The sequence below is a fragment of the Streptomyces sp. MGP-BFMKR1 genome (assembly GCF_057766585.1).
Window position 1 is genome coordinate 3,921,456 of sequence record NZ_CM173408.1, and the last position, 18,490, is coordinate 3,939,945.

An 18,490-nucleotide genomic window follows, 5' to 3' on the forward strand; every position below is an offset into this window, starting at 1 on the left:
GAGGATCAGGCGGACTACGAGGGCGGGTCAGAGCCATGAGTGAGGACGCGAGACGCACGACGCGGAGCCGACTGCGCGCGCTGGGCACGCCGCTGGCGGCGTTCGGGCTGCTGCTGGTGCTGATCGGCGCCGTGGCGCTGTGGGTCGGCACGAACGCGCACCGCCTGATCACCGGCGAGACGGCCACCGTACGCACCCTCGAACGCTGCACCGAGGGCGTCGGCACGGCCCCCGCCGCCTCCTGCGGCAGCGAGTGGGTCTTCCCCGACGGCAGCACCGGCCACGGCGAGATCAAGAACCCGCCGGTGGCCGTCGGCGACAGGATCTTCGCCGGCGACGACTGGGCCTACTCCTCGACCGCCCCGCTGCACCGCGCGGTCTGGCTCCCCGGCGCCCTGCTCTGCCTGCTGGTCCTCGGCACCATCGCCCTCGCCGTCGGCTACCGCATCGACACCCGCCGCGCCCGGGCGGCCCCGCCACCACCCGCGCCTCCCCACCCGCCGCGGCACCAGCCCCCGGGCCCCGGGCCGGCCACCTGACGCGTTCGCGGCGTATGTCCCGGTGCGACCCCACCGGCGGGGCCCATTACGCTGCCCGGCATGGCCATCGACCTCGACCACCCCGACCCCGCCTACGTCGCGTTCTGGCACGAGCGCCACCTGTGCACCTTCACTACGCCCCGCCCGGACGGCACCCCGCACGTGACGCCGGTCGGCGTGACCTTCGACCCCGCGGCCCGCGTCGCCCGGATCATCTGCCGCAAGACCAGCACCAAGGCGGCCAACGTCCAGGCCGCCGGCCCCGACGGCGCCCTGGTCGCCGTCTGCCAGTTCGCCGGCGCCCGGTGGGCCACGCTGGAGGGCCGGGCCCGGGTACGTACGGACGAGGCCAGCGTCGCGGAGGCGGAACGCCGGTACGCCGAGCGCTACGGCCGGCAGCCCAGCCCCAACCCCGAGCGCGTCGCCATCGAGATCACCCTGACGCGGGCGATGGGAAACGTCTGACCGACTCCGGCCGACTCCGGCCGACTCTGACCGGCTGTGGCCGGCCGTGGCCGGCTCCCTCTGCCCCTCGGTCGCCGCGAGCCGCCGCGAGCCACCGTGGGCCGGTCGTACGAGGTGGGTCGCACCCCGTCGCGCGCCGGCGGGGAGCGCGCGCCCCGCGCGAGCGCCATCGCCCCGCACCGCGACGCGCCGTCGCAACAAGCTGCCAACGGCCGCGGCCAGCCGCCCACCAGCACCGAAAAACCCCGGCCCGCGCACGGAACGTACCGCCGCACGAGCGACGAATCGCCACGAAATCCCACGGCTCGTCAGCCACCGCCCGGCATCCGTCAAGCGCCCCGACGAGTACCTCTCGTCCCCCGTGTCCACATGCCGGGACAATGCCCTGGTTAGCGACCGCCGTGCCGTGGCAAGCTACACGTACCGAAGGGGCGTAGCTCAATTGGCAGAGCACCGGTCTCCAAAACCGAAGGCTGTAGGTTCGATTCCTGCCGCCCCTGCTACAGCAGTCGAAAACGGCACGGCACGGGCCAGCTACTGACGCCACCTCAGGCGCGGGAGCTGGCCCTCGCGCTGCGCGCGCCACGGCTGACCGCACCCGAAGACGCCCCGCGACGAGAACGCGTGTCGATCGTCACGGCACTCCACCAGCGCCCCTCAGCAGCCCAACCCCGCACCCGCGTGGTCGGGCTCGTCAGGCGGTCAGCTTCCACATCCAGCCGAGTTGGCGGAGTCCGAGGCGGCGGGTGACCCGCTGGGAGGCGTGGTTGGTGGCCGTCGTGCTGTAGAACAGCCGCCTGCCGTCCCCGGCCGCCGCCATGACGCGAGCCCAGGCCGCCGTGACCGTCGCCGCGTGGCCGCGCCCGCGGCAGCCCGGGCGGGTCCACACCCCCGCCTCCGCCGCCCGCGCCGACCAGCACGGGGTGTGGCAGATGGCGATGACCCGGCCCGCCGCCACGGCCATGGCCCAGGGCCCGAGCGCGCCGTCGAGGAGGTCGTCCCACTCCCCCGCGCCCCAGTTGCCCGGATTGGCCGCTCGTAGCGCCGCCGGGTCGCCCCCGTCCGAGGTGACCACGCGGGCGGTCGGCGCGTACCGCACCTCGGGCGGGATCAGGTAGCAGGGCCCCGCCGAGAGCGTGACCGGGCCGGTGGCCTCCTCGACCAGTTCCCGGGCCCGCCGCACACCAGTCGGCACCGCGGGCGACGAGGCCGGTCCATCCGCCGCACCCGACGGCCCCGGTTCCCCGGTCGCGCCCGCCGCCCGGGGCGCGCGCCGGGTCGGTGGCGGCTCCGGGCGTACGCCGACCACGGCGGCCCGCGCCCCGGCCACCACCGCGTCGGGCATCCCCGCGCTCGCCGCGACCACCACCCCGTCGGCCGCCGCGGCGACCACCAGCCGGGGCGCGCCGGGCCCGGTCAGCCGGCCGTTCCCGTCGACCGGCCAGTTCGCCCCCACCTGGAGGGCCAGCAGTCCCCGGTCACCTGGGACGAGTTCCACGCTCGACACACCCCTCACCGTACGAGGACCGCCCCACGGCCCGGCGGCCACGCCCCGCCGCCGATCCCGGGCCCGGGCCACCCGCGCTCACCCCCGCCGCCCCATGCCGACACCGCGCCGCCTCCCCCCGACGGCCTCGTCGTACGACCCGTGCGACCCGTGCGACCCGTGCGGTTCTCGCGACCCGTGCGACTCGTGCGCATCGAGGAGTTCGTCCCAGTGGTCGGCCGCCCACGCGCACGCCGCCCGCATGGGGCCGAGCATGCTGCGGCCGAGCGGCGTCAGGGCGTACTCCACCGCGCGGCGCGGGGCCACGTACTCCGTACGCACGATGAGGCCGCCGCGCTCCAGGCCGCGCAACGACTGGGTGAGCACCTTCGGGGTCACGCGGTGCAGCGGGACGCGGAGTTCGGAGAAGCGGCGTGGGCCGTCCTCCAGGCAGCGCAACACCAGGGCGCCCCACTTGTCACCGAACCGGAACGGCAGCAGCGGGGACGGGCACACCTCGTCGAACAGGTCGGCCGGCAGCGGCTCGCGGCGCGTCATGGGGCCCCCTCCTGACTCTCCTCGCCGCCGAGGGCGCTCGTCGGCGACCCCGGCGGTATCCGGAAGGTAACCGACCGCCCGGATACCTTCCGGAGCACCAACTCACCCGGAGGTATTCCGACATGAGCAGGATCGTCATCTTCGGCGCGGCCGGCCGGGCCGGACGGCAGGCCGTCGCCGAGGCCCGCGGCCGTGGGCACGAGGTCACCGCCGTCGTACGAGCCGCCGCCCGCTACCAGGGGCCGGCGGACGCGGGTGTACGGATCGCCGTCGGCGACGTCACCGACGCGGCCCGCGTGGCCGCCCTGGCCGCCGGGCACTCGGCCGCGATCAACGTCACGGCGGTATACGGCGAGGGCACCGACCCCGGCGCGTTCTTCCCCGCCAGCGCCCGCGCCCTGGTGGCGGGGTTGCGCGAGGCCGGCGTCGGGCGGCTCGTCAGCGTGGGCATCGCCGCCCTGCTGCCCGGGCCCGACGGCACACCGTTGCTGGACGCGCCCGGCTTCCCGGCCGAGTTCCGGCCCTTCTGCCTCGCGCACGCGGCCGGCCGCGACGTACTGCGCGCCGCGGGGGCCGAGTTGGACTGGGTGTATGTGAGCCCGTCCGGCGATTTCGACCACGAGGGAGCGCGCGGCGGCCGGTACTCGGTGCGCCCCTACGGCGACATGACGGATCGGATCTCCTACCCCGACTTCGCCGCCGCCCTGCTCGACGAGGCCACCGCGCCGCGCCACCACCGCACCCACCTAGCGGTGACCTGAGCCCGACCGGTCGGGCCGGTGGCCCGCGCGCGCCCGCGTCCAGACAGCGACGGACCCGCCGTCCCCGAGGGGTCGGCGGGTCCACTACCGCGCACGCGCGGGTGCGGCTAGTCCTGCCCCGGCCTGCGGGGCCGCCACACCACCAGGGCGCTGGTCTGCTGCACCTGGTCGTAGGGGACCAGGTCACGGCGGTACGAGGCGTGTACGGCGGCCTCGCGCTGCTGCATCGCCGCCGCCGCGCCCTCCACCGCCTGCTGGAGTTCGGCGACCCGCTGCTGGAGCGCGGCCACCTGGTTCTCCAGCTCGATGATGCGCTTGATGCCGGCGAGGTTGATGCCCTCGTCCTGGCTGAGCGCCTGCACCTGGCGCAGCAGGCTGATGTCGCGGGCGGAGTAGCGGCGCCCGCGACCCGCCGTGCGGTCGGGGGAGACCAGGCCGAGGCGGTCGTACTGGCGCAGGGTCTGCGGGTGCAGGCCGGAGAGTTGAGCGGCGACCGAGATGACGTACACCGGTGAGTCGTCGGTCAGCTCGTAGGGGTTGCGGCTGCCGCCGCCTGGGCGTGCGCCTCGGCCGTCCATCTCATTCTCCCTTCGCGGCCTGGAACAGCTCGGCCCGCGGGTCCTCGTCCGCCGTGGCCTCGCGGTAGGTCTCCAGCGCCTCCCGCGCCTTGTCGTTCAGCTCCGTCGGCACGGCCACCTCTATGGTGACCAGCAGGTCGCCCCGGGTGCCGTCCTTGCGGACCGCGCCCTTGCCCCGGGCGCGCATGGTGCGTCCGCTGGGGGTGCCCGCCGGCAGCTTGAGGGTGACCGGAGGGCCGCCCAGGGTCGGAACCCTGACCTCGCCGCCGAGGGCCGCCTCGTCGAAGGTGACGGGGACCGTCACGGTCAGGTTGTCGCCCTTGCGGCCGAAGACCGGGTGGGCGTCCACGTGCACCACGACGTACAGGTCGCCGGCCGGGCCGCCGGTCTCGCCGGGGGCGCCCTTGCCGCGCAGCCGGATGCGCTGCCCGTCGCTGACGCCCGCCGGGATGCGGACCTGCATGGTGCGCGAGGAGCGGGCCCGCCCGCTGCCCTTGCACTGGTCGCACGGGTCCTGGGCGATCAGGCCCCGGCCCCGGCAGTCCACGCACGGATCGGTGAGCGAGAAGCCGCCCCCGCCGCCCCGGCTGACCTGCCCGGTGCCGACGCAGGTCGGGCACACCCGGGGGGTGCCGTTCTTGTCGCCGGTGCCCTGGCACGCCTTGCAGGGGGCCTGGCTCGACATCCGCAGCGGCACGGTCGCGCCGTCGACCGCCTCGGTGAAGCTGAGTGTCACCTCGGACTCGATGTCCTGACCGCGCCGCGGCTGGGTGCGGGTGCCCGCGCCGGTGCGGTTGAACAGGCCGCCGAACACGTCCCCGAGTCCGCCGCCGAAGCCCCCCGCGCCCGGGCCGCCGGGCTGCGGGCCGCCGCCCCCGAAGAGGTCGCCCAGGTCGAAGTTGAAGCTCCCGGTGCCGCCGGGGCCGCCCGGGCCCGGGCGGAACCCGCCGTTCCCGAACAGCGCCCGCGCCTCGTCGTACTCCTTGCGCCGCTTGGGGTCGGCGAGGACGTCGTTGGCCTCGGAGATCTCCTTGAAGCGCTCCTCGGCCTTGGCGTCACCGGTGTTGGCGTCCGGGTGGTACTCGCGGGCGAGCTTCCGGTACGCCTTCTTGATCTCGGCTTCGGTGGCGTCCTTGGGGACGCCGAGGACCTTGTAGTAGTCCTTCTCGACGAAGTCCTTGGTGCTCATCCTCGACGTCCCTCCTCTCCGTACGTCACGTCAGCCCTCGTCCGGGCCACCGTTCTCCTCGTCAGACGCGTCGTCGCCCTTGCCCGCCTGACCGCTGCCGGGCGTGGCGCCGGGCTGCGGTTCGGCGACGGCGACCCGCGCGGGGCGGATCGTGCGCTCGCCGATGCGATACCCCGGCTGCAGGATCGACACGCACGTGGTCTCGGTGACGTCCGGCGCGTAGCTGTGCATCAGCGCCTCGTGGATCAGCGGGTCGAAGGGCTCGCCCTCCTTGCCGAACTGCTGGAGGCCCATCTTGGCCACCACCGTCTCCAGCGACTCCGCGACCGACTTGAAGCCGCCGACCAGCTCGCCGTGCTCGCGGGCCCGACCGACGTCGTCGAGGACCGGAAGCAGCTCGGAGAGCAGGTTGGCCGCGGCGATCTCCTTGACGGTTACCCGGTCGCGCTCCACCCGGCGGCGGTAGTTCTGGTACTCCGCCTGGAGGCGCTGGAGGTCAGCGGTGCGCTCGTTGAGCGCGGTGCGGACCTGGTCGAGCTGAGCCGTCAGCGCCACGTCGTGCTGTGCTTTCTCGTCGAGGCCGGCATCTGGTGCGTCCCCGGCCGAGGCCGCCGGGCCCGCCGCGTCGGCGGACCCGGCCCCCTTCGCCGCGTCGGGCTTCGACGCGGCGTCGGAGGTGGCGTCGGAAGGGACGTCGGGCTGCTCGTCGAAGCCCGGAGTCTCTTCCGTCACGCCGCACCGCCCTGGCGGTTGTCCTTCTCGTCGTCGACGATCTCGGCGTCCACGACGTCGTCTTCCTTGGCCTGGCCCGCACCGGCGGCATCGGCCGCGCCCTCGGCACCCGGCGCCCCGGCAGCCGCCTGGCCGTCGGCGTACATCGCCTGGCCGAGCTTCTGGCTGACGGTGGCGACCTTCTCGGTCGCCTCGCGGATGGCCGCGTTGTCCTCGCCCTTGAGCTTCTCCTTGAGGTCGGTGACCGCGGCCTCGACCTCGGACTTCACGTCACCGGGGACCTTGTCCTCGTTGTCCTTGAGGAACTTCTCGGTCTGGTAGACGAGCTGCTCGGCCTGGTTGCGGGTCTCGGCGGCCTCGCGGCGCTTGTGGTCCTCGTCCGCGTACTGCTCGGCCTCGCGCATCATGCGCTCGATGTCGTCCTTCGGCAGCGCGGAGCCACCGGTGACGGTCATCCGCTGCTCCTTGCCGGTGCCCAGGTCCTTGGCGGAGACGTGCATGATGCCGTTGGCGTCGATGTCGAAGGTGACCTCGATCTGCGGCACGTTGCGCGGCGCCGGCGGCAGCCCGGTCAGCTCGAACATGCCGAGCTTCTTGTTGTACGCCGCGATCTCGCGCTCACCCTGGTAGACCTGGATCTGCACGGACGGCTGGTTGTCCTCGGCCGTCGTGAAGATCTCCGAGCGCTTGGTCGGGATCGTAGTGTTGCGCTCGATCAGCTTGGTCATGATGCCGCCCTTGGTCTCGATACCAAGCGACAGCGGCGTGACGTCGAGCAGCAGGACGTCCTTGACCTCACCCTTGAGCACACCGGCCTGCAGGGCGGCGCCGATGGCGACGACCTCGTCCGGGTTGACGCCCTTGTTGGCGTCCTGGCCGCCGGTCAGCTCCTTGACGAGCTCGGCGACGGCGGGCATGCGGGTGGAGCCACCGACGAGGACGACGTGGTCGATCTCGGAGAGCTGGATGCCCGCGTCCTTGATGACGTTGTGGAACGGCGTCTTGCAGCGCTCCAGCAGGTCGGCCGTGAGCTGCTGGAACTGGGCGCGGGTGAGCTTCTCGTCCAGGTGCAGCGGGCCCTCGGCGGACGCCGTGATGTAGGGCAGGTTGATCGTGGTCTCGGTGGACGAGGACAGCTCGATCTTCGCCTTCTCCGCGGCCTCGCGGAGACGCTGGAGCGCCATCTTGTCCTTGGACAGGTCCACGCCGTGCCCGTTGTTGAACTGCTTGACCAGGTAGTCCACGACCCGCTGGTCCCAGTCGTCACCACCGAGGTGGTTGTCACCGTTGGTGGCCTTGACCTCGACGACGCCGTCGCCGATCTCAAGGAGCGACACGTCGAAGGTGCCGCCACCGAGGTCGAAGACGAGGATGGTCTGGTCGTCCTTCTCCAGCCCGTAGGCGAGAGCGGCGGCCGTCGGCTCGTTGACGATGCGCAGGACGTTCAGACCCGCGATCTCGCCGGCCTCCTTGGTGGCCTGACGCTCCGAGTCGTTGAAGTACGCGGGGACGGTGATGACCGCGTCCGCGACCTTCTCGCCCAGGTACGCCTCGGCGTCGCGCTTCAACTTCTGCAGGATGAAGGCGCTCATCTGCTGCGGGTTGAAGTCCTTGCCGTCCAGGTTGATCTTCCAGTCGGTGCCCATGTGGCGCTTGACCGACCGAACGGTGCGGTCCACGTTGGTGACCGCCTGGCGCTTGGCGACCTCGCCGACCAGCACCTCGCCGTTCTTCGCGAAGGCGACGACGGACGGCGTGGTCCTGGCGCCCTCGGCGTTGGTGATGACGGTGGGCTCACCGCCCTCGAGAACACTGACGACGGAGTTCGTCGTACCCAGGTCGATGCCGACCGCACGTGCCATGTCAATCCTCCAGCCAACTTGAGTGGAACAGGCTCAAGCGTGCCTGATCCAGATTTCCCTGTCAACAGAGGTGAGTCAGGCAGGCTCAACTTTTATACGGCCCTTATCCGCACGCGGCCGAAAACCAGCGCCCGCGCCCCACGCGAAGCCACCGCCACGACCCCGAGACCGCTCCCGCGACACCCCGCCCGCACGGCCAGCCGTCCGACGCCCCCTCCCCATGAGACATCCCGCGCCGGCCCCCCGCACCCGCGCGCGCCCGCCCTCGACCCTCGCCGCCCGGCCCGACGCCGGGCCGGACCCCACGCCGGCCGCCCCCACCCCACGAGGCCAGCCCACGCCCCCCGAGGGCCAGCCCACGGGACCAGGTCACGGGACGCACGGAGGCCAGCCCACGGGGCCACGCCACGGAGCCGCGGAACGCAGGGCGAAGCCCGTTCCGGCCGGGGAAAGAGGGAGACTGGTAGACGCCCAGGAGGGCAACGGAAGGCGATAAGGCAAGCCTGAGCGACGCATATCACCGGCTCGTCTTGTGCACCGCTCTCGTGATCCTCGGTAATCTCGGCGAAGACCAGATAAGTTACTGCTTAGTAAGCCCGCTCTCGAAGGTTCGAGGAGCCGCCATGCAACTCGCCGCGATCATCGTGTCGCTGGTCCTCATCGCGGTCGGCGTCGCGCTGTTCGGCCGTGCCCTGCTACAGATCTTCCACTACCTACGGCTCGGCCAGCCCGTACCCGCGGGGACCAGGACCGACGAACCCGCGCAACGCACGATCACCGTGGTCAAGGAGTTCCTCGGCCACACCCGCATGAACCGCTGGGGCGTCGTCGGCGTCGCGCACTGGTTCGTGGCGGTGGGCTTCTTCTCGCTGCTGCTGACCATCGTCAACGCCGTCGGGCAGCTCTTCCAGGCGGACTGGCTGATCCCGGTCATCGGCGACTGGCTGCCGTACGAGGTCTTCACCGAGTTCCTCGGGCTGATGACGACCCTCGGCATCCTCACGCTCATCGTGATCCGCCAGCTCAGCAAGCCCGGCAAGGCCGGCCGCAAGTCCCGGTTCACGGGGTCGAACTTCGGCCAGGCGTACTTCGTCGAGGCCGTCATCCTGATCGTCGGCCTGTCGATCATGACGCTGCGCGGCCTGGAGGGCGCCCAGCACCACGTCACCTCGTACGAGGCCGGGTTCTTCGCCTCGTACCCGCTCGTCGCCGCCTTCCGTGATCTCGACGTCAGCACGTTGCAGAACCTGACGTACCTGGTCGCGATGATCAAGATCTCGACCTCGTTCATCTGGATGATCACGGTCGCCCTCAAGACCGACATGGGCGTGGCCTGGCACCGCTTCCTGGCCTTCCCCAACATCTGGTTCAAGCGCGAGGCCGACGGTTCCACCGCGCTCGGCGCGCTGCCGCCGATGGTCTCCGAGGGCAAGCCGATCGACTTCGAGGACCCGGGCGAGGACGACCAGTTCGGCGTCTCGCAGGTCGAGCACTTCTCCTGGAAGGGCCTGCTCGACTTCTCCACCTGCACCGAGTGCGGCCGGTGCCAGTCGCAGTGCCCGGCCTGGAACACCGGCAAGCCGCTCTCCCCGAAGCTGCTGATCATGGGCCTGCGGGACCACGCGCACGCCAAGGCGCCGTACCTGCTCGCCGGTGGCGGCAAGGACGCGGAGGGCGCGGAGAAGGGCAGCGCGGAGCAGCTCGCGCAGGTGCCGGCCGCCGCGCTGGCCGAGGCCGAGCGCCCGCTGATCGGCACCCTCGAAGAGAACGGCGTCATCGACCCGGACGTGCTGTGGTCGTGCACCACCTGCGGCGCCTGCGTCGAGCAGTGCCCGGTGGACATCGAGCACATCGACCACATCGTGGACATGCGCCGCTACCAGGTCATGATCGAGTCCAGCTTCCCCAGCGAGGCGGGCACGATGCTCAAGAACCTGGAGAAGAAGGGCAACCCCTGGGGCCTGGCGAAGAAGCAACGGCTCGCCTGGACCAAGGAGGTCGAGTTCGAGGTCCCGGTCGTCGGCAAGGACATCGAGGACCTGACCGAGGTCGACTACCTGTACTGGGTCGGCTGCGCGGGCGCCCTGGAGGACCGGGCCAAGAAGACCACCAAGGCGTTCGCCGAGCTGCTGCACATCGCGGGCGTGAAGTTCGCGATCATGGGCGGCGACGAGGCGTGCACCGGCGACTCCGCCCGCCGCCTGGGCAACGAGTTCCTCTTCCAGCAGCTCGGCCAGCAGAACGTCGAGATGCTGAACATGGCCTTCGGCGAGGACAGCGACGACGAGTCGACCAGGAAGCCCAAGGCGAAGAAGAAGATCGTCGCGACCTGCCCGCACTGCTTCAACACCATCGCCAACGAGTACCCGCAGCTCGGCGGCGAGTTCGAGGTCATCCACCACACCCAGTTGCTCCAGCACCTCATCGACGAGGGCAGGCTGGTCCCGGTGACCCCGGTCGAGGGCCTGATCACCTACCACGACCCGTGCTACCTGGGCCGGCACAACAAGGTCTACACGCCGCCTCGGGAGATCATCGCCAAGGTGCCGGGGCTGCGGAACGAGGAGATGCACCGGCACAAGGAGCGCGGCTTCTGCTGCGGCGCCGGCGGTGCCCGGATGTGGATGGAGGAGCGGATCGGCAAGCGGGTCAACGACGAGCGGGTGGACGAGGCGCTGTCCCTCAACCCCGACATCGTCTCCACGGCCTGCCCGTTCTGCCTCGTCATGCTCTCCGACTCGGTCAACGGCAAGAAGAACGACGGGAAGGCGAAGGAGTCGCTCCAGGTCGTGGACGTGGCGCAACTCCTCCTCGACTCGGTCAGGACGCCCGAGCAGCAAGGCCCGGGCGGTGACGGCGAGCCGGCGACGGCGCCCGAGCCGGAGCCCGTGAAGTAGCCCGGCCCCGCACCGGGCCAACGGAAGCGCCAACCGCCGGTGGGCGCGGACCACGCGAAACGGTCCGCGCCCACCGGCGTTCTGGCGCCCGGTACGGGGCGGGGCCCGGCGCCGCGCCGGGTGCCGGGGGCGGAGGCCGCCGGGTGCCGGGGGGCGGAGGGTACGTCCGCTTCGGGGGCCGTACCGCCTGCCCCCAAGGCCCCTTTGACCTCGGTTCCTGTGCATTCGGCGGACAGATGTCTGGCCCGACTGTCACCATCTGTACATGAGTTTTTTCGAAGGGTTGATCAGTGCCGACCCGACCGAAGAGCCCCAGCCCCCCAACGAGCCGTCGTTACCGGCCTACGAAGCACCCCATGACGAGCCGCTTCCGCCGGAGCGCTGGTTCATCCCCGCCCGCCTACCGCACACCGCCGAACTCGGCGCGGGTCCCGACACCCGGCTCATGCTCAGCGGCTGGCACGTGTGGCCGCGGTCGGTCACCATCCGCGTGGAGATCTTCCGCCGCCGCCTCGCCCAGCCGCACTCCCCCCGCCGGGCCGGCCGCTCCGCCGCCGGCGCCCTCCGCTGCGGGATGCTGCTCGGCGACGGCCGCAAGGTGACCACGCTCGACCCGGCCCCCACCACCGCGACCAACGGCTCCAACGACCCGAGCCTGCGCCTTGAGGGCGGCGGCGACGGCTTCCACGAGCACCTCGTCCTCCACCTGTCCCAACTGCCGCCCGAAGGCCCGCTGGAACTGGTCGTGGAATGGCCGGACGAGGACATCCCCGAGACCCGTACGACCTTCGACGGCACGGCCGTGCGCGCCGCGGGCGCCGAGGCCGTCCCGATCTGGCCCGAGGCTGAGCTGTTCGCCACGCCGTCGACGAACGGGGCGGCGCGAGCGGCGCGCTAGCCGCACGCCCCGAGCAGTGGCCCACCGGGCCGGCGCCACGCGCCGGCGGGTGCGCACCCCGACGTGGGCCACTGGTCGGGCCGGCGACCGCGCGGTCAGCGTTCCGCGCGCTCCTTGAGCCGGCTGAGGGTGCGGGCGATGTTGCGGTCGTTGACCGCGGTGCGTTCGCGTACGCCGGTGGCCAGCGCGGTGAGGCCCCTGAACCACCGCGGACGCCGGTCCCAGGTGCTCTCCACCACGAGGCAGCCGCCGTCCGCCGCGGCCCGGATGTCGTACCGCCACACCGACACCGGCAACGGCCCGCTGCTCACCTCGAACGCGAAACATCGGCCCGGGTCGGCGGCGGTGACCCGGGCGGTGGTGCGCCAGCGGCGGGCGCCGCGCCGGTTGCTCCCCCGGAACCGCGCCCCGACCACGGCGGCCCCCGGCCGCCCGACCCAGCGGTGCGCGCGGACCTCCTCGCCGAGTTCGGCGAGCACCCGCAGGTCGGTGACCAGCGCGTAGACGCGCTCGGGCGGGGCCGCGACCGCGATCTGGCCGGTCGCGCCGGGCTGCCCGAGCCCGGTCGCTCCCGCGTGCGCGTCGGACGGTGGCATGGCTGTCATCCCCTACGTCTCCCCTCGCGTCGGCTCGTGCGTGGTGCCTGGTACGTGGTACCTGGTGCCTGGCCCCGCCGGATCATGCCACCGATCACTGGCGTAACACAGAGGGCCTCGCGCCCCCTCGGCCACACCGCTAGCCACCACCCATAACCACCACCCTTAGCCACCACCGATAGCCAACGGTGCATCGATACGCGCGCAAGACCTATCAGGATTCACTTCCCCCGCCGCACGACGACCCGGCACAGTTGCTGGCACGGCGCGAAAGCGTCGCGTTCGCCGCCAACTCCGGTGCTCTCAGGGCTACTTGTGACGCCCGGCACGGCGAGCGAACCGCCGCCCGACGCGCCACCGGCGCCACCGGCGCCCCGTTCTGCCGACGGGCCGCCGGTGCCGGTCGGCGGCCCGCCTCGTCGGGGGGTGGGCCGCCTCGGGCACCCGGCCCCCGCAGTCGCTGGCCCGCTGCGGGGGCCGGCCTCGGACGCGGCCCGAGGTCACAGCCGAGGCGGTCACCGGGCGGGGGTGGCCGAATCAGCCACCAGCCATCCGCCCACCCGTCGCAAAATGGTCCTGACGTGGTCAAAAAAGCGGATGCCTGTGCGACTCTTCGCGGCTACGGTCCGGAATATGGAACAAAGCTCCGACCTACGCTTCGGTGAGGTGCCCGAGACCCGCCTCGACGAGGCACTGGCCCTCTCCTATCTCGCCTTCCTCGAAACCCCCGAGAACGACGAGCGCAAGCACCACTACGAGACCCTGCGCGAGTGCACGCGCGTGGGCGCGTACGACGGCGACCGGCTGGTCGGCCTCATGGCCACCTACGACTTCACGCTCTCGCTGCCCGGCGGCGAGCTGCCGGCCCCCGGGCTCACCTTCGTCTCCGTGGCCCCCACCCACCGGCGGCGAGGCGTGCTGTCGGGGATGATGGCCGAGCTGTACCGCGGGTTCGGCGCCGCGGGCACGCCGCTGGCCTGCCTGTGGGCCTCCGAGGACGCGATCTACGGCCGGTACGGCTTCGGGACCGGCACCCGCGGGCTGGCCGTCGAGATCAACTCGTCCCGGCCGCTGGCGCTGCGCATCGCGCCGGACGAGCGCCCCCTGCGCCTGGTCGACCCGGCCGACGCGCCCGCGCTGCTCGGCCCGTACTACGAGCGCACCCGCGCCGTGCGCGCCGGCCGGACGGCCCGTACGGAGCGCTGGTGGCGCGAGGAGTGGATGGTCGAGAAGGACCCCGAGGACGACGACATGAGCCCGCCACGGATCGTCGCCCTGGGCGAGCCGCTGGCCGGGTACGTCATCTACCGCACCAAGTCCGACGGCCACGGCCCGGGCAGCGTGCACATCGGCGAGCTGGAGGCCGACACCCCGGCGGTCGCCGCGGCCCTGTGGCGCTACCTCGCCGGCATCGACCTCTCCCACAAGGTGACCGCGTGGGCCCGCCCGCTCGACGACCCGCTGCTGCACTTCTGCGCCGACCGCGACCAGGTGCGCGTCACCGGCGAGGAGACCGGCCTGCGGGTGCGCCTGGTGGACGTGGGCGCCGCGCTGCGTGCCCGCTCCTGGGCCGCCGACGTGGACGTCGTGCTCGACGTGCGGGACGCGCACGTCCCGGCCAACGCGGGCCGACACCGGCTGTCGGTGCGGCAGGGCACCGCCACGTACGAGCCGACCGACGCGCCGGCCGACCTCGGCCTCGACGTGCGCGAACTCGGCTCCGGCTACCTCGGCACCATCCCGCTGCGCGAGTTGGCGCACGCGGGCCTGGTCACCGAGCACACGCCGGGCGCGGCGGCCAGCCTCGACACCGCGCTGCGCACCGACCTCGCGCCGTTCACGGTGGACGACTTCTGACGCCGTCCGCGTCGTGCCCCGCGCCGCCCCCGCGCGCCCGGCCTCGCCGGGGGCGCCCGCGACCGGCGCCGCCCGCACCGGAGCCGGCGCGCGCCCCGGCGCAGGGCCCCGGCGCCGTGCCCGCACGGCGTACGCTGCCACGGGTGCACCAAACACCAAGGTCAGCAGGGGGTTAGCCCCCCGGGGTTCCCCTAGGGGATGTCACAGCTCGGCCGCAATGGACCCGGTATTCTCCGCCGCCCTGTCACCGAGGTCCGCGGGACCAGGTACGTTCGAATCGTGGCTGGATTCAGGATCGGACGCGGACGCGACTCCCGCTCGGGACAGCAGGGACAACAGGGGCAGCAGGGGCCGTACCCCGGCCCCTCCGGACGCCCCACCCCCGGGGGGCACCCGGGGCACGGCGGGCACCCCGGGCAGCCCGGGCAGCCCGGTCCGCGGCAGGCGCCCCCGCCGTACGGACAACAGGGCGGCCCGCCGCCGTACGGGCAGCACGGCGCCCCGCCGCCGTACGGCCAGGCCGGCGGCGGCCAGGGCTACCCGCCCGGCCCGCCGCAGGGGCCGGGCCCCGGGCCGTACGGGCCGAGCGCGGGCCGCGTCCAGTGGCCGCACCCGGCGCAGGGCCGGCCGGACGAGCCGGAGTACTTCGGCGACGGCGGCCACGACCCGTACTACGCACCGGACGGCGGCCAGGGCGGCTACCCCGGCCCCGGCGGCGGGGGTGGCCAGCCGGCGTACGACCCGAACAACAACCCGGGCCACACCCAGCAGTTCAGCCTCGGCGAGGACCCGGCGTACGGGCCGCAGGGCGGCTACGGCGACGACGGGTACGACGACGGCACCGCCTACCGCGCCGGCCAGCCCGCGCCTCCGCCCGCCGGCCCGCGGCTGCACTGGAAGGACCTGCTGCGCGGCATCGTGCTGCGCCCGGGCCCGACGTTCTGGCAGATGCGCGACTATCCGATGTGGCCCACGGCGCTGACCGTGACCTTCGTCTACGGGCTGCTCGCGGTCTTCGGCCTCGACCAGGCGCGCGAGGAGGTGCTGAACGCCTCGCTGTCCAACAGCATCCCGTGGATGTTCAGCACCGCGGTGGCGGTCATGCTGAGCGGCCTGATCCTGGGCGCGGTCACCCACACCCTCGCCCGCCAACTCGGCGGCGACGGCGCCTGGGCGCCCACCATCGGCCTGTCGATGCTGATCACCTCCATCACGGACGCCCCACGCCTGCTGTTCGCGATGTTCCTGGGCGGCGACAGCTCCCTGGTGCAGATCCTGGGCTGGGCGACCTGGCTCGCGGCGGGCGCGCTCTTCACGTCGATGGTGAGCAAGTCCCACGACCTGCCGTGGCCCAAGGCACTGGGCGCCAGCGCGATCCAGCTCGTCGCGCTGCTGTCGATCATCAAACTGGGCACGCTGTAGGGCGCGACGCCCCCGCCCGCACCACCAAGGGCCCGGAACCGCGACGGTCGTCGCGTGTTCCGGGCCCTTGGTGGTGTCCGATCTCGGTGTGCCGACGGCTCAGGCGTCGAGTACCTGCCCGTCGCGGCGGACCACCGGCGGTTCGACGGACCAGGGGAAGTTGATCCACTGGTCGGTGCGCTTCCACACGTACTCGCACTTCACCAGCGACTGCGTCTTCTCGTAGATCACCGCGCTGCGCACCTCGGCGACGGTGCCTACACAGAAGTCGTGCACCAGCTTGAGCGTCTTGCCGGTGTCGGCGACGTCATCGGCGATGAGCACCTTCTTGTCGGAGAAGTCGATCGCGTTGGGCACCGGCGCGAGCATGACCGGCATCTCCAGCGTGGTGCCGATGCCGGTGTAGAACTCCACGTTCACCAGGTGGATGTTCTTGCAGTCCAGCGCGTACGCGAGGCCACCGGCGACGAACACGCCGCCGCGCGCGATGGAGAGCACTATGTCCGGCTCGTACCCGTCGTCCGCGATCGTCTGCGCCAACTCCCGGATCGCCCGACCGAACAGGTCGTACGTCAGGTTCTCCCGCACCGCACTCATCTCACTTGCCCCGCTGTCTCTCGTGACTCCCTGGCCGCGCGACCGCCCCGCCCCGCGTCCCGGGACCGCGCCGCCGCACCACCGGACCGCTCAGACCGTGGTCCGGTGGAAGTTCATGAAGGAGCGCGACGGGGTGGGCCCGCGCTGCCCCTGGTAACGCGACCCGTACCGCTCGGAACCGTACGGGTGCTCGGCCGGCGAGGTCAGCCGGAACATGCACAACTGGCCGATCTTCATCCCCGGCCACAGCTTGATCGGCAGCGTCGCGACGTTCGACAGCTCCAGCGTCACGTGCCCGGAGAACCCGGGGTCGATGAAGCCAGCCGTGGAGTGCGTCAGCAGCCCCAGCCGCCCCAGGCTCGACTTCCCCTCCAGCCGCGAGGCGAGGTCGTCGGGCAGGCTCACCACCTCGTACGTGGAGGCCAGCACGAACTCGCCGGGGTGCAGGATGAACGCCTCGTCCCCCTCCGGGACCACCTCGCGCGTCAGGTCGGCCTGCTCGACGGCGGGGTCGATGTGGGGGTAGCGGTGGTTCTCGAACACCCGAAAGTAGCGGTCCAGCCGCACGTCGATGCTCGACGGCTGCACCATCTGGTCGTCGTACGGATCGATCCGCACCCGGCCGGAGTCGATCTCGGCCCGGATGTCCTTGTCTGAGAGAAGCACGCCACGAGGATACGCGGACAAACAAACCCCAAGGGCCCGGCCCAACCGGGCCGGGCCCTCACTGAACGTGAGCTACCGCTTCTCCAGCACCACAGGAACCGCATGCCGAAGCCGGGCACACCGCGGACAGCGCAACAAGCGTCCGGGCCCAAGACGGTCGGCGGTCAGGTTCTGCATCGGGAACGAAGCGGTGCTGAACACGTGCCCTTCGGCACAACGGACGACGGTGCGCTCCATCGGTCCCCTTCCCCAGCTACGTGAACGACAAAAGCCACATTAGGGGATAGATCAGGCAGCCCTGAACCCGGCACTCCGCGCTCCCACCGTACGCCCCAACTCCCGTCCCCCACATCCGCATCCCCACCCCCTCACCCCGGCCCCGCTCCCTCGCCCCGGGCCCCCGTCCCCACACAGCACGAAGACCCCACGGTCCATGCACCGGGGGTCGAGGATGAGGTAGAGTGATGCGCGATGCGAGGCCCTGTCGAGGTGCCCCACGGGGACGTGGGATGCGAGATCGGGTGGCTCGTTTTCGCGGGTGTAGTTTAATGGTAGAACATGAGCTTCCCAAGCTCAGAGCGCGAGTTCGATTCTCGTCACCCGCTCCACATGAAAGCCCCTGGGCCAGCGGCCCGGGGGTTGTTTGTTGTCTAGACCACGTCAGGTATCACGTGCCCGGTGTGGCGACCGCCCGGCGCGGGCCATGGTGTCTCTGAGCGTCGCGCCAACCTGCGTCGAGAGCATTGTGCCCGGTGCGGCGAAGATCGTAGGAACAGCGAAAGCACAAATCAGCGCCGGGCCTGGGTTCTCGCCGAGCCTCTCCCGCCTCCCGTGCCTGAGGCATCGCGATCGCCCCTGGCCTTCGCGCACGGAAACTCGGAGCGGAGGTGGTTTCAGGCGACGGTGTACTCGGCGTCCCCGAAGTCAGCGACCACTCGTAGCCGTCCCCCCAGGGCTTCGACGTAAGAACGAATCGTGGCCAGCTCGGCGCGGTCCAGTTCGCCGTGCTCGATCGCCGAGACCCGAGGCGTGGAGCCCCCCATGGAAGCGGCAACCTGACGCTGGGTCAGCGTCTGCTCACGCCGCGCCTCGGCGAGTTTGTGAGCGCGGATCTCCGCGGTCAGCCGGTCCCTCGCTGCCTGCTTTTCCTCCGCCGTTCGCACCGGCAGCAGCCCGGCGGCCTCGCGCCGCTCGCGTGCCCCAGTCCTTCTCGGCCAGCGCCTCGAACCACGCCGCAACCTCCGCGACAAGATCACTTCCCATTGAGCCAATGCAACGGTGTTCGGCCCACTGAGCGAGGAGGCCGGCAAGCTGGCCAGCGGCGTCTTCACACCGGCCCAGGCGGGGCTTCTCGTGATTACCGAAGGGCCTGGTCGGCGACCGGGGC

17 protein-coding genes and 2 tRNA genes are annotated in these 18,490 nt (G+C 72.1%); 9 read left to right on the forward strand and 10 right to left on the reverse strand.

Annotated features, from left to right (window positions below; genetic code table 11):
- Positions 1-35 precede the first annotated feature (35 nt).
- From AC3CHW_RS15040 to AC3CHW_RS15050, 3 genes are all read left to right on the forward strand, one after another.
- Positions 36-539 (forward strand): hypothetical protein, encoded by a 504-nt coding sequence (locus AC3CHW_RS15040; protein ID WP_488470766.1) that lies wholly within the window; start codon positions 36-38, stop codon positions 537-539.
- 60 nt (positions 540-599) lie between these two features.
- Entirely contained in the window at positions 600-1,004 is a 405-nt protein-coding gene (locus AC3CHW_RS15045; RefSeq protein ID WP_488470767.1) for a TIGR03618 family F420-dependent PPOX class oxidoreductase, read from the forward strand.
- A gap of 427 nt (positions 1,005-1,431) precedes the next feature.
- Positions 1,432-1,504: transfer RNA gene (locus AC3CHW_RS15050), tRNA-Trp, on the forward strand.
- Between the two features lie 194 nt (positions 1,505-1,698).
- Here the strand turns inward: AC3CHW_RS15050 and AC3CHW_RS15055 are convergent.
- Together AC3CHW_RS15055 and AC3CHW_RS15060 are read right to left on the reverse strand one after the other, a co-directional pair.
- Positions 1,699-2,511, reverse strand: a complete 813-nt coding sequence (locus AC3CHW_RS15055) for a GNAT family N-acetyltransferase (RefSeq protein WP_488470768.1) — start codon at positions 2,509-2,511, stop codon at positions 1,699-1,701.
- Positions 2,512-2,589: 78 nt separating this feature from the next.
- Complete coding sequence (locus tag AC3CHW_RS15060) at positions 2,590-3,048, reverse strand: winged helix-turn-helix transcriptional regulator (RefSeq protein ID WP_488470769.1); 459 nt, start codon at positions 3,046-3,048, stop codon at positions 2,590-2,592.
- Positions 3,049-3,170: 122 nt separating this feature from the next.
- Here AC3CHW_RS15060 and AC3CHW_RS15065 point away from each other — a divergent pair, with 122 nt between their 5' ends.
- Positions 3,171-3,809 (forward strand): NAD(P)-dependent oxidoreductase, encoded by a 639-nt coding sequence (locus tag AC3CHW_RS15065; protein WP_488470770.1) that lies wholly within the window; start codon positions 3,171-3,173, stop codon positions 3,807-3,809.
- 107 nt (positions 3,810-3,916) lie between these two features.
- Here AC3CHW_RS15065 and AC3CHW_RS15070 read toward each other — a convergent pair whose 3' ends face one another.
- The 4 genes from AC3CHW_RS15070 to dnaK are packed head-to-tail and all read right to left on the reverse strand — an operon-like array spanning position 3,917 to position 8,170.
- On the reverse strand, positions 3,917-4,387 hold the full coding sequence (locus AC3CHW_RS15070; protein ID WP_176163132.1) for a heat shock protein transcriptional repressor HspR: 471 nt from the start codon (positions 4,385-4,387) through the stop codon (positions 3,917-3,919).
- A gap of 1 nt (position 4,388) precedes the next feature.
- Positions 4,389-5,576, reverse strand: a complete 1,188-nt coding sequence (gene dnaJ, locus AC3CHW_RS15075; RefSeq protein WP_187062818.1) for a molecular chaperone DnaJ — start codon at positions 5,574-5,576, stop codon at positions 4,389-4,391.
- A gap of 30 nt (positions 5,577-5,606) precedes the next feature.
- Positions 5,607-6,308: a nucleotide exchange factor GrpE gene (gene grpE / locus AC3CHW_RS15080; protein WP_176163130.1), complete on the reverse strand. Its 702-nt coding sequence runs from the start codon at positions 6,306-6,308 to the stop codon at positions 5,607-5,609.
- Positions 6,305-8,170 carry a molecular chaperone DnaK gene (dnaK, locus tag AC3CHW_RS15085; protein WP_217197908.1) on the reverse strand — a complete coding sequence of 622 codons (1,866 nt, stop codon included), beginning with the start codon at positions 8,168-8,170 and terminating at the stop codon, positions 6,305-6,307. The genes grpE and dnaK overlap by 4 nt, the downstream gene beginning before the upstream one ends.
- A 623-nt stretch (positions 8,171-8,793) precedes the next feature.
- Here dnaK and AC3CHW_RS15090 point away from each other — a divergent pair.
- Both AC3CHW_RS15090 and AC3CHW_RS15095 read left to right on the forward strand, forming a co-directional pair.
- Positions 8,794-11,067, forward strand: a complete 2,274-nt coding sequence (locus tag AC3CHW_RS15090) for a (Fe-S)-binding protein (RefSeq protein WP_488470771.1) — start codon at positions 8,794-8,796, stop codon at positions 11,065-11,067.
- 265 nt (positions 11,068-11,332) lie between these two features.
- Positions 11,333-11,965 (forward strand): hypothetical protein, encoded by a 633-nt coding sequence (locus AC3CHW_RS15095; RefSeq protein WP_488470772.1) that lies wholly within the window; start codon positions 11,333-11,335, stop codon positions 11,963-11,965.
- A 95-nt stretch (positions 11,966-12,060) separates the two neighbouring features.
- Here the strand turns inward: AC3CHW_RS15095 and AC3CHW_RS15100 are convergent, their stop codons facing one another.
- The gene (locus AC3CHW_RS15100) at positions 12,061-12,570 is read right to left on the reverse strand and encodes an SRPBCC family protein (protein ID WP_488470773.1); all 510 of its coding nucleotides are present in this window, start codon (positions 12,568-12,570) and stop codon (positions 12,061-12,063) included.
- 624 nt (positions 12,571-13,194) lie between these two features.
- Here AC3CHW_RS15100 and AC3CHW_RS15105 point away from each other — a divergent pair.
- Both AC3CHW_RS15105 and AC3CHW_RS15110 read left to right on the forward strand, forming a co-directional pair.
- The gene (locus AC3CHW_RS15105) at positions 13,195-14,418 is read left to right on the forward strand and encodes a GNAT family N-acetyltransferase (protein WP_488470774.1); all 1,224 of its coding nucleotides are present in this window, start codon (positions 13,195-13,197) and stop codon (positions 14,416-14,418) included.
- 279 nt (positions 14,419-14,697) lie between these two features.
- Complete coding sequence (locus AC3CHW_RS15110) at positions 14,698-15,840, forward strand: Yip1 family protein (protein WP_488470775.1); 1,143 nt, start codon at positions 14,698-14,700, stop codon at positions 15,838-15,840.
- 99 nt (positions 15,841-15,939) lie between these two features.
- Here AC3CHW_RS15110 and AC3CHW_RS15115 read toward each other — a convergent pair whose 3' ends face one another.
- A complete protein-coding gene (locus tag AC3CHW_RS15115; protein WP_176163124.1) occupies positions 15,940-16,437 on the reverse strand; it encodes a phosphoribosyltransferase in 498 nt (165 codons plus the stop codon).
- 90 nt (positions 16,438-16,527) lie between these two features.
- Positions 16,528-17,103, reverse strand: a complete 576-nt coding sequence (dcd, locus tag AC3CHW_RS15120) for a dCTP deaminase (protein ID WP_381161447.1) — start codon at positions 17,101-17,103, stop codon at positions 16,528-16,530.
- Positions 17,104-17,637: 534 nt separating this feature from the next.
- Here dcd and AC3CHW_RS15125 point away from each other — a divergent pair.
- Positions 17,638-17,711: transfer RNA gene (locus tag AC3CHW_RS15125), tRNA-Gly, on the forward strand.
- Between the two features lie 285 nt (positions 17,712-17,996).
- Here AC3CHW_RS15125 and AC3CHW_RS15130 read toward each other — a convergent pair.
- Positions 17,997-18,341 carry an XRE family transcriptional regulator gene (locus AC3CHW_RS15130; protein ID WP_488471061.1) on the reverse strand — a complete coding sequence of 115 codons (345 nt, stop codon included), beginning with the start codon at positions 18,339-18,341 and terminating at the stop codon, positions 17,997-17,999.
- Positions 18,342-18,490 lie beyond the last annotated feature (149 nt).

Excerpts from the sequence above, each read along its gene's own strand:
- AC3CHW_RS15105 (WP_488470774.1), top strand. The coding sequence starts at position 13,195 with ATGGAACAAAGCTCCGACCTACGCTTCGGTGAGGTGCCCGAGACCCGC.
- AC3CHW_RS15065 (WP_488470770.1), top strand. The coding sequence starts at position 3,171 with ATGAGCAGGATCGTCATCTTCGGCGCGGCCGGCCGGGCCGGACGGCAG.
- AC3CHW_RS15115 (WP_176163124.1), bottom strand. The coding sequence starts at position 16,437 with ATGAGTGCGGTGCGGGAGAACCTGACGTACGACCTGTTCGGTCGGGCG.
- dnaK (WP_217197908.1), bottom strand. The coding sequence starts at position 8,170 with ATGGCACGTGCGGTCGGCATCGACCTGGGTACGACGAACTCCGTCGTC.
- AC3CHW_RS15100 (WP_488470773.1), bottom strand. The coding sequence starts at position 12,570 with ATGACAGCCATGCCACCGTCCGACGCGCACGCGGGAGCGACCGGGCTC.
- AC3CHW_RS15040 (WP_488470766.1), top strand. The coding sequence starts at position 36 with ATGAGTGAGGACGCGAGACGCACGACGCGGAGCCGACTGCGCGCGCTG.
- AC3CHW_RS15090 (WP_488470771.1), top strand. The coding sequence starts at position 8,794 with ATGCAACTCGCCGCGATCATCGTGTCGCTGGTCCTCATCGCGGTCGGC.
- AC3CHW_RS15045 (WP_488470767.1), top strand. The coding sequence starts at position 600 with ATGGCCATCGACCTCGACCACCCCGACCCCGCCTACGTCGCGTTCTGG.
- AC3CHW_RS15070 (WP_176163132.1), bottom strand. The coding sequence starts at position 4,387 with ATGGACGGCCGAGGCGCACGCCCAGGCGGCGGCAGCCGCAACCCCTAC.
- AC3CHW_RS15060 (WP_488470769.1), bottom strand. The coding sequence starts at position 3,048 with ATGACGCGCCGCGAGCCGCTGCCGGCCGACCTGTTCGACGAGGTGTGC.
- dnaJ (WP_187062818.1), bottom strand. The coding sequence starts at position 5,576 with ATGAGCACCAAGGACTTCGTCGAGAAGGACTACTACAAGGTCCTCGGC.
- AC3CHW_RS15095 (WP_488470772.1), top strand. The coding sequence starts at position 11,333 with ATGAGTTTTTTCGAAGGGTTGATCAGTGCCGACCCGACCGAAGAGCCC.